The 16,350-nt window shown below is 63.3% G+C and carries 11 protein-coding genes and 1 pseudogene; 8 read left to right on the forward strand and 4 right to left on the reverse strand.

The window, feature by feature from the left end; all coding sequences use genetic code 11:
* Window positions 1–221: 221 nt before the first annotated feature.
* The 7 genes from L6D80_RS10750 to L6D80_RS10780 all read left to right on the forward strand — a co-directional run bounded on the left by L6D80_RS10750 (window position 222) and on the right by L6D80_RS10780 (window position 8,500).
* Window positions 222–1,205: a DUF1852 domain-containing protein gene (locus tag L6D80_RS10750; protein WP_054900649.1), complete on the forward strand. Its 984-nt coding sequence runs from the start codon at window positions 222–224 to the stop codon at window positions 1,203–1,205.
* 28 nt (window positions 1,206–1,233) lie between these two features.
* A complete protein-coding gene (locus tag L6D80_RS10755; protein ID WP_176513451.1) occupies window positions 1,234–2,268 on the forward strand; it encodes a methionine synthase in 1,035 nt (344 codons plus the stop codon).
* A gap of 81 nt (window positions 2,269–2,349) precedes the next feature.
* Window positions 2,350–2,859: a flavin reductase family protein gene (locus tag L6D80_RS10760; protein WP_176513454.1), complete on the forward strand. Its 510-nt coding sequence runs from the start codon at window positions 2,350–2,352 to the stop codon at window positions 2,857–2,859.
* A 92-nt stretch (window positions 2,860–2,951) separates the two neighbouring features.
* A complete protein-coding gene (locus L6D80_RS10765) occupies window positions 2,952–3,491 on the forward strand; it encodes an RNA polymerase sigma factor (protein WP_054900652.1) in 540 nt (179 codons plus the stop codon).
* Window positions 3,484–4,446, forward strand: a complete 963-nt coding sequence (locus tag L6D80_RS10770) for a FecR family protein (protein ID WP_176513456.1) — start codon at window positions 3,484–3,486, stop codon at window positions 4,444–4,446. Before L6D80_RS10765 ends, L6D80_RS10770 begins: the two co-directional genes overlap by 8 nt.
* 69 nt (window positions 4,447–4,515) lie before the next feature.
* Window positions 4,516–6,897, forward strand: a complete 2,382-nt coding sequence (locus L6D80_RS10775) for a TonB-dependent receptor (protein ID WP_176513458.1) — start codon at window positions 4,516–4,518, stop codon at window positions 6,895–6,897.
* A gap of 7 nt (window positions 6,898–6,904) precedes the next feature.
* Window positions 6,905–8,500: an alpha/beta hydrolase-fold protein gene (locus tag L6D80_RS10780; RefSeq protein WP_176513460.1), complete on the forward strand. Its 1,596-nt coding sequence runs from the start codon at window positions 6,905–6,907 to the stop codon at window positions 8,498–8,500.
* Between the two features lie 8 nt (window positions 8,501–8,508).
* Here L6D80_RS10780 and L6D80_RS10785 read toward each other — a convergent pair whose 3' ends face one another.
* On the reverse strand, window positions 8,509–9,297 hold the full coding sequence (locus L6D80_RS10785; protein WP_176513462.1) for an SDR family NAD(P)-dependent oxidoreductase: 789 nt from the start codon (window positions 9,295–9,297) through the stop codon (window positions 8,509–8,511).
* 110 nt (window positions 9,298–9,407) lie between these two features.
* Between L6D80_RS10785 and L6D80_RS10790 the strand changes: the two genes are divergently transcribed.
* Window positions 9,408–10,298: a LysR family transcriptional regulator gene (locus L6D80_RS10790; protein ID WP_176513464.1), complete on the forward strand. Its 891-nt coding sequence runs from the start codon at window positions 9,408–9,410 to the stop codon at window positions 10,296–10,298.
* A 15-nt stretch (window positions 10,299–10,313) separates the two neighbouring features.
* Here the strand turns inward: L6D80_RS10790 and L6D80_RS10795 are convergent, their stop codons facing one another.
* From L6D80_RS10795 to L6D80_RS10805, 3 genes and pseudogenes are all read right to left on the reverse strand, one after another.
* Window positions 10,314–11,279, reverse strand: a complete 966-nt coding sequence (locus L6D80_RS10795) for an arsenic resistance protein (RefSeq protein WP_176513466.1) — start codon at window positions 11,277–11,279, stop codon at window positions 10,314–10,316.
* Window positions 11,280–11,459: 180 nt separating this feature from the next.
* Window positions 11,460–12,713: a serine hydroxymethyltransferase gene (gene glyA / locus L6D80_RS10800; RefSeq protein ID WP_054900658.1), complete on the reverse strand. Its 1,254-nt coding sequence runs from the start codon at window positions 12,711–12,713 to the stop codon at window positions 11,460–11,462.
* Between the two features lie 226 nt (window positions 12,714–12,939).
* Window positions 12,940–15,924 (reverse strand): annotated as a pseudogene (locus L6D80_RS10805) (bifunctional diguanylate cyclase/phosphodiesterase); the annotation flags it as partial.
* Window positions 15,925–16,350 lie beyond the last annotated feature (426 nt).

A 16,350-nucleotide genomic window follows, 5' to 3' on the forward strand; every position in this document is an offset into this window, starting at 1 on the left:
GCAGGCTATCTTGGCACCGGCACTCAACCTCGGCTTCATGCGTACCGGCTTCGGCTTGGCGAGGAACGGCCGTGAGCGTTTGTCGATCGACCCAAACGTTCAGTGGTGTGTCCACGTGCTGCGAGATACCAATCACCACTGCAAGGCGCAAGTAAACGTTCCGGTCGCCCGGATACTAGCGTGCACTGCAATCCATTCCAGCATCAGGGTGTCGGGCGAAGATGAGCAATGAGTTTGCGTTTGCCATTAAGAGTATTTGTTTTGATGAAGATTATCAGCCGTCAGACAATACACGTGTCACAACCAACTTTGCCAACCTGGCGAGGGGGGAAAGCCGCCAACAGAACCTGCAAAACACCTTGAAGATGATTGACAATCGTTTCAATGCCCTGGCGCATTGGGATAACCCCAAGGGGGATCGCTACACCGTCGAACTTGAAATAATTTCGGTGGAGATGGCTGTCGATGCCGGGCGCAGTGCGCAGGCACTTCCCTTGATTGAAATATTGAAAACGACGATTGTCGATCGAGAAACCAACGCGCGTATGGACGGCATCGTCGGGAACAATTTTTCCTCGTACGTGCGGGATTATGATTTCAGCGTGCTGTTGTTAGGGCATAACAAGGGGCAGCCAACGTTCAGTACCCCCGAAGGGTTCGGGGACCTGCATGGGAAACTGTTCAAGTGCTTCGTAAATTCGAGCGCTTACAAGGAACATTTCAACAAGGCGCCGGTGATCTGCCTGAGTGTTTCGAGCAGCAAGACCTATCACCGCACTGAAAACCTGCACCCGGTGTTGGGCGCGGAGTACAGGCAAGATGAATACTCGTTGACCGATGAATACTTCAGGAAAATGGGCTTGCAGGTTCGCTACTTCATGCCGCCCAATAGTGCGGCGCCTTTGGCCTTCTATTTTTCCGGTGACTTGCTCGGCGATTACACCAACCTTGAGCTGATCAGCCTCATCAGCACGATGGACACCTTTCAAAAGATTTACCGACCCGAGATTTACAATGCCAACTCTGTAGCCGGGAAGTCCTACCGGCCCAGCTTGCAGCACCAGGATTATTCGTTGACTCGAATTGTTTATGATCGCGAAGAGCGTAGTCGCCTGGCTATCGAACAAGGGAAGTTTGCTGAGGAACAGTTCATCAAGCCTTACCGGGCTGTTCTTGAACAGTGGTCCGCTCGCTTCGCCAACTGAACACGCTATTGAACAAGGTTCCTCCCTGATGAAAAAACTGTTACCTACTTCAACTGCGGGCAGCCTGCCTAAACCGGCATGGCTCGCACAGCCTGAGACACTTTGGTCGCCTTGGAAACTGCAAGGTGAAGAACTGATCGAGGGCAAGCAGGACGCCTTGCGTTTATCGCTGCACGAGCAGCAGTTGGCAGGCATTGATATCGTCAGTGATGGTGAGCAAACGCGCCAACACTTTGTTACCACGTTTATCGAGCACCTCAGCGGTGTTGACTTCGAGAAGCGTGAGACCGTCAGGATTCGTGATCGCTATGATGCAAGCGTGCCCACGGTCGTGGGTGCAGTGGCTCGCCAGAAGCCCGTTTTTGTGGACGACGCCAAGTTCTTGCGCCAGCAAACCGATCAACCAATCAAGTGGGCGCTGCCTGGCCCGATGACGATGATCGATACGCTCTACGATAGCCACTATAAGAGCCGCGAAAAGTTAGCGTGGGAGTTCGCTAAAATCCTCAACCAAGAGGCCAGGGAGTTGGAAGCGGCGGGCGTCGATATCATCCAGTTCGATGAACCTGCATTCAACGTGTTCTTTGATGAGGTGAATGACTGGGGGGTGGCCACCCTGGAGAGGGCAATCGAAGGGCTCAAATGCGAAACGGCAGTACACATCTGCTATGGGTACGGCATCAAAGCCAACACCGATTGGAAAAAAACGCTCGGCTCTGAGTGGCGGCAATATGAGGAGGCTTTCCCCAAACTGCAAAAATCGAGCATCGATATCGTTTCGCTGGAATGCCACAACTCCCGCGTGCCGATGGACCTCATTGAGCTCATCCGCGGTAAGAAAGTGATGGTTGGCGCCATCGATGTGGCCAGCAACACCCTCGAAACTCCCGAAGAGGTTGCCAATACCCTACGCAAAGCGCTGCAGTTTGTAGACGCCGACAAGCTCTATCCTTGCACCAACTGCGGCATGGCTCCTTTGCCCCGCCACGTTGCAAGAGGCAAGCTGCAGGCGTTGAGCGCAGGCGCAGAAATCGTGCGAAGAGAGCTCTCGAACCCTTATTGAACTGAAGTCGGAAACGGTACGGGAGGGCTGATGCAGGCCTTCCCCGACGCATTCGAGTGCCCCCATTACCCAGGATCTACCATGCCACTACCCGGTACTGCTATCGCGCCGTCGAGCTTTCGTGAAGCGCTCGGGCACTACGCCTCCGGTATCACGGTGATTACCTCGCACATTGATGCCGAACCAATTGGCTTCACTTGCCAGTCGTTCTATAGCGTTTCGATGAGCCCGCCGCTGGTGTCATTCAGCGTAATGGCGAGTTCGGCCAGCTATCCCAAAATGCGTCAGGCAGGCCGATTTGCGGTCAATATCCTGTCCGGTGAGCAGGTCAGGATTTCCAACCAGTTCGCTCGGCGAGGCACGGACAAGTGGCACGGCGTCGAATGGCAGGAATCACCGCTGGGCAACCCGATTATTGTCGGCAGCCTCCATTGGCTTGATTGCGAGATCCACGCTGAGCACGTGGCGGGTGATCACCTGATTGTCATTGGAGAGGTGAAGGCGTTAAACCTGCAGGGAGCTGCTGCCGCGCAGCCACTGCTGTATTTCAAGGGGCAGTATTGCAACCTCGCTGAACGTTGCGCGGTTTGAGCATTCCTGCCGGGATTTCATGCAGAGCCTAGCGACCTGCCGACCCCATGTGTGAGAATGATAGGAATTCCTATTAACAACGCTCACTTCCCATGACATCCTTCCACCCCCCCTGGAGCGGCCCCGCGCCGGCCTTGCAGTCAGTCGTCGATGATTTGCTGGCCCATTACGCTGACCTTCGCCGTTACCTGTGCGGCAGGCTGCGCAACCCAGACGACGCCGCCGATATCGCCCAGTCCAGTTTTGCCCAGGCCTATGCCTATGCCCTCAATGCGCCGGTGCTCAACGCCCGGGCTTTGCTGTTCCAGGCGGCGCGCAACCTGTGCATCGACCAGCACCGGCGCCGCGGCACCGAGTTGGCGGCCCTGGAGGACTGGCTGGTGCGGGTCGATGGGCTGAGCCCGAGCGTGGAGGACATCCTCATTGCGCGCGAGCAGTTGCAACAGCTGATCGCGCTGGTCGAGCGCATGCCACGCCTGCGCCGCGAGGTGTTCGTGCGGGTGCGGCTGCATGGGCAGCGCCACCGTGAGGTGTGCGAGGCACTGGGGCTGTCGGCCAAGGCGGTGGAGCTGCATATCGCCCGTGCGGTGTTCGATTTGTCTGAACTGCGCTTGGCCGCCCGTCATGGTTGAACCGGTGGCTGCGCGCAAGGTGCAGCAAGCCCTGGTCTACCTGGCGGCCATGCACGGGGACGACCCTGCGCGGGTGCGCGAGGTCAGTGGCCAGGCGCTGCGCTGGCGGCAAAAGAGCGATGAGCATGAGCGCGCCTGGCATGAGGCCGAGCAGCGCTGGCAACTGGTGCATCGCCTGGCGCCACAACTGCGCGGGGCGATTGCGCCGCAGCCTTATGACCCAAGCCGCCGGCGCCTGCTGCGCCAGGGCGGCGCGTTGGCGCTGCTGCTGGGGGCAGGCGGCTGGCTGGGCTGGATGTTCCAGCGTACCGCGGCCTTCCAGCAGGACCTGATGAGCGCCCACGGCGAAGCGCCGCGGGCGTTGGCCCTGCCCGATGGTAGCCAACTGCTGGTGGCGGCCCAGAGCAACCTGCGTATCCGTTTCGACCATGGCCAGCGCCAGGTGCTGCTGCTCCACGGCAATGTCCTGTTCGACGTCGCCCACGAGTGGTGGCGGCCGTTCCTCATCAGCACCCGGGTGGGCAGTGTGCAGGTGCTGGGCACCGCGTTCACGGTCAGCGACCGGGGCGACCAGGTGTTCGTTGCGGTGGCGCGCGGGCGGGTGCATGTGCGGGACCTGCACGGTGGCGAACGCATTCTGGGGGCCGGGGAGCGGGTCGATATTGATCGCCAGGGCCATCTGGGCGAGTTGCAAAAGGGCGCGCAATTCGGCCCGAACCTTGATCACTGGCAGCGTGGCTGGTGGTCCTTCACTGACCAGTCGCTGGCCGAGGTGGTCGGCGAACTCAATGCCTACCTGCCTCAGCCGGTGGCGCTTGCGCCGGAGGTGGCCGGGCTGCGGCTGACGGGCAGTTTTCCCAGTGACCAGCCACAGAAACTGCTGGCGGCGTTGCCGCGCATCCTGCCGGTGCACCTGGACGAGCGGCAGGGCAGGGTGCGGCTGTTGCCGCGCTGAAAACGTTTTGAGGGGTAAGCCGCGCGAACGGCGTCATCAACAGTGAACCCACTTGAGCAAGGACCCTTCATGTCGTTCGCTACCCCCCGAGCCCCCACGCCGCTGCGTCACCTGGCCCTGGCCTGTGCGCTGGGCAGCCTGCTGTCACCGGGCATGGCCCTGGCCGACAGCCAGCCGTTGGCCCTGAACCTGCCGAGCCAGTCGCTGGAAGCCGCCGTTCATGCGCTGGCGCAGCAGTCTGGTGTGGCCATTGCCGCTGATAGCCGACTGCTTGCCGGCCGCCAGGCACCGGCCTTGAGCGGGCGTTTCAGCGTGCTGCAGGCCTTGCAGCAACTGCTGGCGGGTACCGACCTGGTGGCCGAAGAGCAAAATGGCGTGGTGATTCTGCGCAGCGTGGCCGAAGACGGTGCCGTTACCCTCGGCGCCACCAACGTCAACGCCGCTGGCTTCAACAGCGACCTGCCCGAAACCTACGCTGGTGGGCAGGTGGCCCGTGGTGCACGGCTTGGGCTGTTGGGTAACCGCGACATCATGGACACACCGTTCAACATCACCGCCTACACCTCGCAGACCATTGCCAACCAGCAGAGCGGCACGGTGGGGGCGGTACTGCGCAATGACCCGTCGATCCGCTTCAGCACCGGCGAAGGCCATGCCTACGAGAACTTCATGATCCGTGGTTATGGGCTGGAGTCCTCCGAGCTGGCGGTCAATGGCCTGTACGGCCTGGCACCGGATGGCCACGTGCCCACCGAGTTCCTCGAGCGGGTAGAGGTGCTCAAGGGGCCGAGCGCACTGCTCAGCGGCATGGCGCCCAATGGTGGGGTGGGGGGCAATGTCAACCTGGTGCCCAAGCGCGCCGGCGATGCGCCGTTGACCCGGCTAACCACCAGCTATGTGTCCGACGGTTTCTTCGCCCAGCATATCGACGTGGGGCGGCGCTCGGAGGATGGCCGCTTCGGTATTCGCTTCAACGGCGTGTACGGCAGCGGCGACACGGGCGTGGACGACCAGTCCAAGGACCGTACCCTGGCTGCCCTGGCGCTGGATTACCGCGGCGATGACTTCACCCTTGAGCTGGATGCCTACGAGATCCACGAGAAGCTGGATAACGGCAGCCCGATGATGGCAGGGTTCAATGACCTGGGTTACGTGACCAAGGCCCCAAAGCCCGACACCAATGTGCTGGAAGGCATTTACGCCAAGCAGGTCAGCAAGGCCGTTGTGCTGCATGGTGAGTACCAGCTCAATGACGACTGGGCGGCCTTCGCCAGTGTCGGCAGCGCACGCACCTATTACGATGGCTTCCTCAACGGCACCCGCATCCGCGTGCAGGCGCCTGACGGCAGCGCCAAGGGGCAGACCTACAACCAGGCCGGCTACACCCACAGCCTCTCGGGCGAGGCGGGGCTGCGCGGCAACTTCATGACCGGCCCGGTCAGTCATCAGTTGGTGTTCAGCAGTTCGCTGCTGCACCAGGACATCGGCCGTGCGCCGACGGTCACCGGCCCCACCTACGACACCAACCTCTACCACCCCAGCAAGGGGATAATTGCCGGTGACCATGGCTCGAACGTCAAGACCGGCGACAATACCTTGTCCAGCTTTGCCTTGGCCGACACCCTGGGCTTGCTTGACGAGCGCGTGCTGCTGACCCTCGGCGCCCGCGCCCAGCGCGTGCGGCAGAAGATGAGCAAGCCGTCGGCCTATGACGAGCGCAAAGTCACCCCGGCCCTGGGCATTGTGGTCAAGCCCTGGGATGCGCCGGTGTCGTTGTACGCCAACTACATCGAAGGCCTGACCCAGGGTGGCACGGTGACCGAGGTCGGCGCGCTGAACAAGGACGAGCAGTTCGCGCCTTATGTGGCCAAGCAGATGGAAGCCGGCATCAAGTGGGACCTGGGCACCTTCAGCCATACCCTGGCGGTGTTCCAGATCGAGAAGCCGAGCATGGTGAAAAACACCAGCGGCAGTACGTTCTGGTACACCGACGATGGCGAGCAGCGAAACCGTGGTGTGGAATGGAACATGTTTGGCGAAGCCGCCCCGGGTGTGCGCCTGCTGGGTGGGGTGACCTATACCCGCGCCGAACTGAGCAAGACCGCCAATGGCACCCTGGACGGCAACACCGCCCGTGGGGTGCCGCAGTGGTCGGCCAACCTCGGCGCCGAATGGGACTTGCCCTGGGTCCAGGGCCTGACGTTGACGGCCTTGGGTATCCACAGCAGCTCGCAGTACCTGGACGACGAAAACACCCTGAAGATCCCGCAGTGGACGCGTTACGACCTTGGGGCGCGCTATGCCACTCGGGTGCTGAGCAAGGACGTGACCCTGCGCGCCAGCCTGGAAAACGTCGAAAACCGTGCCTACTGGGCGGGTGTGTTCAACCCCGGCTACGCCACGGTCAGCGAACCGCGCACCTTGAAGCTGTCTGCCAGCGTCGACTTCTGAGGTAACCATGCACAGCATCCACCACAGCGGCTGCGCCCTGCTGCTGGCCTGGGCCTGCGCAGCCACGGCGCAGGCGGCACCGGCACCCTTGTTGCAGGCTGGGCAGGCGGTCAACGGCCAAGTCACTACGGGTGATGCGCTTTGGCGCGTCAATCTTCAGGCCGGCGAGCTGGTCCGTGGGCGGGTCGACGGTGACGTCAGCCTGCGCCTGCTCGACCCGCAGGGCAGGCCACTGCGTCTGCTCATCGACGGCCAGGACCAGCCCCGCGATTTCTTGTTCGTGGCCGACAGCGCAGGCCACTACGGCCTTCGCGCAGAGGCACTGAGCGAGCGCCCGGCTGCCCGCTTCAGCCTGCGCCTGGCCCAAGTGCTGCCGCTGGCGCAGCAGCGGCGCAGCCCCGAACGCCTGGCCAGCCCGACCTTGGCCGCTTTGGCAACACAGCTTGAACAAGGCGGCGACACCCAGGCCTTCTGGGCTGCACGTACAGCCGAGGGCACGCCCATGGTCGAGCCGCTTGCAGGGCAGCCGCAGCAGCGGTTGGTGACGTTCTTGTGGCGCGGAGCGCAACGCAACGTGCGGATGTTCGGCGCACCTTCCGGGCGCCATGAATCGCTCGAACGCCTGGGTACCAGCGACGTCTGGTACCGCAGTTTCGAAGTCCCGGCCAGCACCCGCCTCAGCTACCAGTTGGCCCCGGACGTACCCGCGTCGGACGACCGTCGGGTGATCCTTGCCAGCACGCGACGCGACCCGCTCAACCCCGCCACCTTCGCCGACAGCAGCGGCGACCCCTGGTTGTCGCGCTCACGCCTGGAGCTGCCCGACGCACCACCGCAGCCCTGGACGGCAGTACGGGCCGACGTACCTCGCGGCACGCTCGAGCGCAAGCGCCTGGCCAGTGCGGTGCTGGGTAACGAGCGTGACATCTACCTGTACCGCCCGGCCGGTTGGCACCCCAACGCTGCCGGCCAGGCGCTGCTGGTGCTGTTCGACGCACACGCCTACACCCGCCAGGTGCCGACACCGACGCTACTGGACAACCTGATCGCCGATGGGCTGCTGCCGCAGACGGCGGCACTGATCATCGCCAACCCCAGCGACCTCAGCCGCCAGCAGGAGCTGCCACCCAACCCGCTGTTCGCCCGCTTCGTGGCCGATGAATTGATGCCGTGGGCCCGTGAGCAGGGCTTGAGTGCGGCAGCGGCCAATACCGTGGTCGCCGGCTCCAGCTATGGCGGGCTGGCCTCGGCCTATCTGGGCCTGATGCATCCGCAGCTGTTCGGCAACGTGCTCAGCCTGTCGGGGTCGTATTGGTGGGCTAGAGAAGGCGAAGAGCCGGGCTGGCTGACCCGTGAATACGTCAATGCGCCGCGCAAGCCGGTGCGGTTCTATCTACAGGCGGGGCTGTTCGAGGGGCCGACGATACTGGATACCAACCGGCACCTGCGCGATGTGTTGCGGGCCAAGGGGTACGAAGTGCAGGCGGTGGAAAACCCGGCGGGGCATGATTACCTGCAGTGGCGGGGCGCGTTGCCTTGTGGGCTGGTGAGCCTGATTGGCAGGCACAACCCCGCTAGCGTGCGTGCCTGCCTGGCAAACTGAACCTGTGTTTACCGAAGCCCCGCGATGTTGAACCCGCCATCTACGGTCAGGGATTGCCCCGTGATGAAGCGCGCCTGGTCTGTGCACAGCCACACGGCCACGTCGGCGATGTCGTCGGGTTCGCCCACGCGTTTGAGGGCGGCATGGGCTGCGTACGCTGCCAGGGCTTGTTCGGGGACCTGAGCAAGAATCGGCGTGCGGGTAACGCCTGGCCGGATGTTGTTGATGCGGATGCCGTCGGCGCCGACCTCAAGCGCAAGGGTGGCAATCATCGCGTCCACGGCCCCTTTGCTCGCAGAGTAGATCGACATGCCCGCCATGCCGCCCGAGGCGGCAATGGACGACGTGTTGACGATCGCGCCGCCGCGGCCACCGGCACGTATCGCTGCCACTTCGTGTTTGATGAGCAGCAGCACCGAACGCACATTGGTGGCAAACACGCTGTCGAAGTCCTCAGCCGTGACCTGTTCCAGCGGCGCATAGGGGGCTGTGCCAGCATTGTTGAAGGCGGCGTCCAGGCGGCCAAACCGTGCGACCACGGCGCCGACCAGGTGTGCAGGGGCGTCTGCGTCGGCCAGGTCAACGCTGAAGACTTCGGCGTGGCCACCGGCGGCAGTGATCTGCTGTGCGACGGTTTCCAGCGGTGCTGTGCGGCGCCCGGCCAGCGCGACGGTTGCACCCGACCGTGAGAAGGCCAGGGCTGCTGCGTGGCCGATACCGCTACCTGCGCCGGTAACGAGTACGACCTGCCCTTGCAGGCGGGTATTGAGGAGGGGGGTTGCAGTTTTGTTGCTCATGATGCGTTCCTGGGCCTTGTATGCTGAAGAGGTGCTTAAGCATGCAGGCGCAGTCATCAGTGAACAATCAGCCTACAATTGCATGACTTGATGAGCCGGAGTCAACAATTGTGCGTGGTACAGCATTCGCAGAGCTGGAAACCTTCGTGGCGGTAGCGCAGGAGCGCAGTTTCAGGCGGGCCGCTGCAAAGCTGGGCCTGTCGCCTTCCGCCCTGAGCCACACCGTGCGCAGCCTCGAAGAGCGCCTTGGCGCACGTCTACTGAATCGAACCACCCGCAGTGTTGGGCTTACCGAGGCGGGTGCTGCGCTGCTGGCGCGCATTGCGCCTGCCTTCACCGAGATTCGCGGGGCGCTGGATGAGGCAAGCGGCACCGCCGCGCAGCCGGCTGGCGCTATTCGGCTGAACCTGCCCAAGTTCGCGGCCCGCCTGCTGATGCCGCGTCTTGCCCGCTTTGCCAGGGACAACCCAGCGATTCGGTTGGAGTTGAGGACCGAGGACAGCTTTGCCGACATCGTGGCGGAGGGGTTCGATGCGGGCATCAGGCTTGGAGAAAGCCTGGAGGGCGATATGGTCGCCGTGCGCGTGACAGGCGACCTGCGCTTGGCGATTGTCGGCGCTCCCGATTACTTTGCGGCCCACAAGCCGCCCCGCACGCCCCGAGACCTGGCGAGCCATACCTGTATCAACTACCGCTTTAGGCAGAGCGGAGCCCTGTACCAGTGGCCCTTTGTTCGGGAGGGGGAGGCCGTCGACGTTCTGGTGCCTGGGTCGATCACGCTGGACGATTCGGATTTGCAGGTTGCCGCCGCCATTGAGGGCGCAGGTATCGCCTGCACGCTGGAGGACTGCGTGGCCAGCCACCTTGCGAGCGGTAGGCTGGTGCGCGTGCTTGATGACTGGTGCCAGCCGTTTCCGGGCTTTTATCTGTATTACCCCGGACGGCGCCAGTTGCCAGCGCCCCTCAGAGCGCTGGTGGGGTTTCTCAAGTGGGACGCGTAAACGCTTGGCGCGATGTCAGCGTGGGTTGCGTCGAACCAGTGCGGGGATGGCCCGCACGTAAATCAGCTCGCAGACCAACTCCACCAGGGTTTGCGTGATGACCGCTGCTGCTGCCAACCCGCGCAGGTCGTCAGGCAGTGCCAACGCAAGCGGCAACACCACCAGCGAGTTGCGGGTGGCGGCGCTGAAGGTCACTGAGCGTGCCTGTGCAACCGGCAAGCGCAGCAGCCGCGCCGAGGCATAGCCGAGCACCGGGGCCAGCAGCATGAAGCCGATGTACACCGGGATCACCGGCAGCAAGCGGTCGAAATCGCGTAGCACCACGGCAATCTGCGAACCGATCACCGCCACCAGCACCACGGCCATCGCCGGTACTGGCAACCACCCCCAGAGGTCGTTCCAGGCTGACACGGCGCGTGAGCGGCGTGCCCCGGCACTGGTGAGCACGGCCAGGATCATCGGCAGCACGATCAGCAGCACGAAGGCTTCCACGAAGGGGGCGACCGCGATCGTCACTTCACTGCCCTCGCCGAGCATCAGCGCCAGGTACACCGGCAACAGCAGCAGTTGCACCAGCAGCAGCACGGGTGTGGCGGCCAGGGTCAGGCGTGAGTCGCCTTTGCCGATGTGGGTGAACACCACGACGTAGTCGATGCATGGGGTGAGCAGCACCAGCAAGGCGCCGATGAGGATCGCCGGGTGCTCCACCAGGCCACGGGTAAAGGCCCACACCAACAGGGGTACCAGGACGAAGTTGGCCAGCAGCAGGGCGGCCATGAAGCGTCGGTTGCCCAGGCCCTGGCGCAGGTCAAGGAAGGGGATTTGCAAGAACATCGCGTACATCAGCACCGCGATGGCCGGCGTGACCAGGGCTTGCAGGTGGCGCGCGGCGTTGCTGGCCAGCAGGCCGAAGGCAATGGCGGCGAGCACGGCGGCGAAGTAGAGGGGAATCTGGTTGGTTTCGAGTTGCTCTCTGGTCAAGGCTGGGTCCTGGGGCGTTCCCGGTGAAAGAAGGCGCACAGGGTAATACGGACGGCGCAAGGCCGGGCAGATTTGTGCTGGGTAGCGCCGGGTCACAAGCGGTGACGCCTGCTGCCCGGCTGCCCAGAAACGAAAGAGCCCGGCACAAGGCCGGGCTCTTTCAGATCAGGCAAGTGCCAATCAGTTGCCGTAAACCGGCAGCTTCTTGCAGATGGCCTTGACCTTTTCACGCACGGCGTCGATGACCGCTTCGTTGTTCAGGTCGGCAAGGATGTCGCAGATCCAGCCGGCCAGTTCTTTACACTCGGCTTCCTTGAAACCGCGGGTGGTGACGGCCGGGGTGCCGAAACGCAGGCCCGAGGTCACGAACGGGGAACGTGGGTCGTTAGGTACCGAGTTCTTGTTGACGGTGATGAAGGCCTTGCCCAGCGCAGCGTCGGCGTCCTTACCGGAGATTTCCTGCTTGATCAGCGACAGCAGGAACAGGTGGTTCTGGGTGCCGCCGGAAACGACGTCGAAACCACGCTCGATGAACACGCTGGCCATGGCCTGGGCGTTCTTCACCACTTGCTGCTGGTACGCCTTGAACTCAGGCTGCAGGGCTTCCTTGAAGCAGATGGCCTTGGCAGCGATGACGTGCTCCAGCGGGCCGCCCTGTGCGCCTGGGAAGACAGCGGAGTTCAGCTTCTTCTCGATGTCGGCGTTGGCACGGGCCAGGATCAGGCCGCCACGTGGGCCGCGCAGGGTCTTGTGGGTGGTGGTGGTGACCACGTCGGCGAACGGTACCGGGTTCGGGTACACGCCAGCGGCAACCAGGCCAGCAACGTGGGCCATGTCGACGAACAGGTAGGCACCGACCTTGTCGGCGATTTCGCGGAAGCGGGGGAAGTCCAGAACCTGCGAGTAGGCCGAGAAGCCGGCAACGATCATCTTCGGCTTGTGCTCGACCGCCAGGCGCTCGACTTCGTCGTAGTCGATCAGGCCGTTGGCGTCGATGCCGTACTGGATGGCGTTGTACAGCTTGCCCGAGGAGCTGACCGAAGCACCGTGGGTCAGGTGACCACCGTGGGCCAGGCTCATGCCCAGGATGGTGTCACCGGCCGACAGCAGGGCCAGGTAGACAGCGGCGTTGGCCTGGGAGCCAGCGTGCGGCTGGACGTTGGCATAGTCGGCGCCGAACAGCTCTTTGGCGCGGTCGATGGCCAGTTGCTCGACAACGTCGACGTACTCGCAACCACCGTAGTAGCGCTTGCCTGGGTAGCCTTCGGCGTACTTGTTGGTCAGGACCGAACCCTGGGCCTCCATGACGGCTGGGCTGGTGTAGTTTTCCGAAGCGATCAGCTCGATATGCTCTTCCTGGCGCAGAGCTTCTTGCTGCATGGCTTCGAAGAGCTCGGCGTCGTACTTGGCAATGGTCAAATCACGGCTGAACATGGCGGTCCTCAAGGATCGGGCTGAATTGGGGGGGCATTCTAACCGATTGATTCGCGCCTGGCATATGAACTGGCATCAAGTCGCGGACCAATGGGCTTCATGTTGCATCCCGCGCCCCGCCTGGGCTGGCTGGGGGCGGGAGTTGACTTTGAGGTCCGGTTTCGTGGCCGCTTCAGGGGGGGCGTCGGCTTCATGGCCTGTGCCGGAATGTGGCGCAGGTGGTGGCTCACTGGAACATGAACAGCGTCTCGTTGCTGAACTGCGCCTCGAACTGGCTGGCGGGCATCGGCCGCCCGAACAGGTAGCCCTGCACTTCGTCACAGCCGTGCTCGCGCAGAAATTCCAGCTGCTCGTGTGTCTCGACGCCCTCGGCGATCACTGCCAGGTTCAGGCTGTGAGCCATGGCGATGATCGCTCGGGCAATCTGCGCGTCCTGTTCGCCCTCCGGCAGGCCGTCGACGAAGGTGCGGTCGATCTTCAGCACGTCGATGGGGAATTGCTTGAGGTAGTTGAGCGAGGAGTAGCCGGTGCCGAAGTCGTCCACGGCGATGCTCAGGCCGAGCCGCTTGAGGCTGGCAAGGATCTGCAGCGCCTCGTTGACCTCGCGCATCAGGATGCTTTCGGTCAGTTCCAGCTCCAGGCACGCCGGCGGCAGGCCGGTTTCGTCGAGGATGGTGGCGATTCGCGTGCCCAGTTGGCCATCGGAGAACTGCCGCGCCGAAATGTTCACCGACACCTTGGGCACGCGCACCTTGGCCTTGTGCCAGGCCTTGAGCTGGCGGCTGGCCTCGCGCAGCACCCAGTCGCCGACATCCACCACCAGGCCCAGCTCTTCGATCACCGGGATGAAGTCGCCGGGCGGCACCAGGCCGCGGGTCGGATGGCGCCAGCGCAGCAGCGCTTCGGCCCCGGTCAGGCGCTTGCCATCGCCGCTGAACTGCGGCTGGTAGTAAAGGATGAACTCGTTCTGCTCCAGGGCATGGCGCAGGTCGCTCTCCAGCTCCAGGCGTTCCAGGGCGCTGGCGTTCATCTCCGCCTGGTAGAACTGGAAGTTGTTCTTGCCGCGCTCCTTGGCATGGTACATGGCGGTGTCGGCGTTTTTCATCAGCTGGCTCAGCTCGCTACCGTCCTGCGGGCTGAGGGCGATACCGATACTGGCGGTGACGAAGAACTCGCGGCTTTCCAGCACGAACGGGCGAACCAGGCTGGCGAGGATGTTTTCAGCCACGTGGATCGCGCGGTTGAGCGCCATCTCGCGGCTGGCCCGCGGTTGCAGCAACAGCGTGAATTCGTCGCCGCCCATGCGCGCCACGGTGTCGTCATCGTCGACACAGGCCAGCAGGCGCAGGGCCATGTCCTTGAGCATGCGGTCGCCGGCGGCGTGGCCGAGCGAATCGTTGATCGGCTTGAAACGGTCCAGGTCGAGGAACATCAGCACCACCCAGGCCTTCTGCCGTTCGGCCTGCTGCAAGGCGGTGTGCAGGCGGTCTTGGAACAGCGTGCGGTTGGGCAGGTGGGTCAGGGCATCGTAGTAGGCCAGGCGGTGGATGCGCTGTTCACTGGCCTTGCGCTCGCTGATGTCGGTGAAGAAACACACGTAGCTGGCCAGGTCGCCTTCGTCATCGAGCACAGCGGTAATGCCGACCCACGCCGGGTAGCGATCGCCGTCGCGGCGCTTGAGCCACACTTCGCCCTCCCAGCTGCCGCGCTGGTGCAGTTGCTTGAGCACGTAGCGCAGGTGGCCTTCCTGTTGCTCGTCGACCGTTAGCATGCCGGGCAGTTGGTCGAGTACGTCGCTCACTGCGTAGCCACTGACCCGGCTGAACGCTTCGTTGGCTTGCACGATGTAGCCGGCAGGGTCGGTGATGAGAATGGCCGAGGTGGAATGCTCGAATACCGTAGCGGCCATGCGCAGGTCTTTTTCTGCACGGCGTTGCTGGCTGATGTCGCGGCCAACGCCAAGTACGCCCTCGAAGCGTTCGTTGTCGTCCCACACCAGCACCAGGCGCAGCTCGATGGGGATCTTGCGGCCATCGGCGCGCAGGCAGTCGAACAGGAACAGCTGGGTGGGCAGGTCGCGGCGCAGGTGAGCCAGCTGTTGTGTGTCGCCCATGGCCTTGCTGACCCGCTCCATCAGGCTGTAGATGCCGGTGAGCTGGGCCGGGTTGGCGATGATCGATTGCCAGCCGTTGGCGAAGATCCATTCGGCCTGGTAGCCCAGCACCGCCTGCACCGAGGGGCTGACGTAGTTGAGCTGCAACTGGCTGTCGGTGGAGAAGATCACGTCGCTGATGCTTTCAGCGAGCATGCGGTAGCGCTGTTCGCTGTCGCGCAGCGACTGGCTGGCTTCGATCTGTACGGTGACATCCTTGCCCACGCCGATGATGCGGGTTACCAGGCCGTCGCTGTCGCGGGTCAGCAGCTGTTCACGGATGTCGTAGCAGCGCCAGCTGCCGTCACGGTGGCGGAAGCGCAGCTGGCAATGCAGCGGATGGGCGTGGCCGTTGTCGCGCTGTTGCTGGCGCAGGGCCTGGTAGTGTTGGGCATCTTCCGGGTGCAGCAACAACTCCCAGAAGCGGTCGCCCATCTGCGCAAGCTCAGTACGGTTGTAGCCCAGGGTCTGGCCGAGGTGGCGGTTGCTGAAGATCATGCGCTGGCTGAGCACGTCCTGCACATACAACTGGTCAGGTACGGTACGCACCACGTCCGACCAGAAGCTTTCGCGCTCCAGCAGCGACAGCTCCACCTGCTTGCGGCTGGTGATGTCGCTGATGCTCAGGATCACCGCCTGGTAATCACGCCGTTGCTGGGGCAGGCGCGCCATCAGCCACAGGTGCAACTCTCCGCCCAGCGGTGCCGGCAAGCGCACTTCCAGTTCCAGCAGCGGGCGCTGTTCGATCAGGGCGTCGATCAGTTGCATGCCCACACTGTCGCCGCCATCGCCGCTCCCTTCGATCAGCCGGAGCCAGGCACCTTGGTGGCATTCGATGTTGAGCAACTGGCGCGCCACCTGATTGATCTCGGTGATCTTCAGTTCGAGCAGCAGCGAGCGGCGCAGGTTGGGGTCCAGGGCCAGGCTCTGCTTGAGCGCTGCGTGGTTACGCAGGTGGTAACGGTCGAGTTGGCCCGGCAGGCTGGAGAGGTCGAGTACGCACAGGGCAACGCCGGTGCCCTCGAAAATTTCCTGGTAGCGTCGGCGATCTTCCTGCAGGGCGCGTTGGCGGCGGCGCATGTTGATCAGCGCCAGCACCGGCAGCAGGGCGCAGAACAACACCAGCATGCATTTGCCCAGCAGCGCGGGCAACAGCTTCTGCCGGGCCAGGCCGGCATCGAACAGCCCACGCAACTGCCAGGCACTGTTGTCGACGAAGGCCAGCATCACGCTTTGCAGGGGCTCACCGCTGCTGTGCACTGGCGCATGGCGGTCGAGCACAGTACCGCTGCGGCTGTTCTCCAGCAGCCACAGCGGGTGGCCGGGGTCGTCCAGGTGGGCGGTAAGGGCCTGGTAGTAGTCGGCAGAAAACCGTAGCAGCCAATAGCCTCGGCCCTGCTCGATGGGCTGGCGCAGCAGCAGGTAAACGATGCTGTTGTCGGGCGAATTGGCAAAAAAGTAGGCGTGACCCTGGTTCAGTTCGAG

It is taken from the genome of Pseudomonas ceruminis (assembly GCF_021602025.1).
GTDB lineage: Bacteria > Pseudomonadota > Gammaproteobacteria > Pseudomonadales > Pseudomonadaceae > Aquipseudomonas > Aquipseudomonas ceruminis.

Bases quoted from the DNA above. Each gene is read 5' to 3' on its own strand.
- L6D80_RS10760 (WP_176513454.1), top strand. From the start codon at position 2,350: ATGCCACTACCCGGTACTGCTATCGCGCCGTCGAGCTTTCGTGAAGCG.
- glyA (WP_054900658.1), bottom strand. From the start codon at position 12,713: ATGTTCAGCCGTGATTTGACCATTGCCAAGTACGACGCCGAGCTCTTC.
- L6D80_RS10780 (WP_176513460.1), top strand. From the start codon at position 6,905: ATGCACAGCATCCACCACAGCGGCTGCGCCCTGCTGCTGGCCTGGGCC.
- L6D80_RS10755 (WP_176513451.1), top strand. From the start codon at position 1,234: ATGAAAAAACTGTTACCTACTTCAACTGCGGGCAGCCTGCCTAAACCG.
- L6D80_RS10770 (WP_176513456.1), top strand. From the start codon at position 3,484: ATGGTTGAACCGGTGGCTGCGCGCAAGGTGCAGCAAGCCCTGGTCTAC.
- L6D80_RS10750 (WP_054900649.1), top strand. From the start codon at position 222: ATGAGCAATGAGTTTGCGTTTGCCATTAAGAGTATTTGTTTTGATGAA.
- L6D80_RS10775 (WP_176513458.1), top strand. From the start codon at position 4,516: ATGTCGTTCGCTACCCCCCGAGCCCCCACGCCGCTGCGTCACCTGGCC.
- L6D80_RS10765 (WP_054900652.1), top strand. From the start codon at position 2,952: ATGACATCCTTCCACCCCCCCTGGAGCGGCCCCGCGCCGGCCTTGCAG.
- L6D80_RS10785 (WP_176513462.1), bottom strand. From the start codon at position 9,297: ATGAGCAACAAAACTGCAACCCCCCTCCTCAATACCCGCCTGCAAGGG.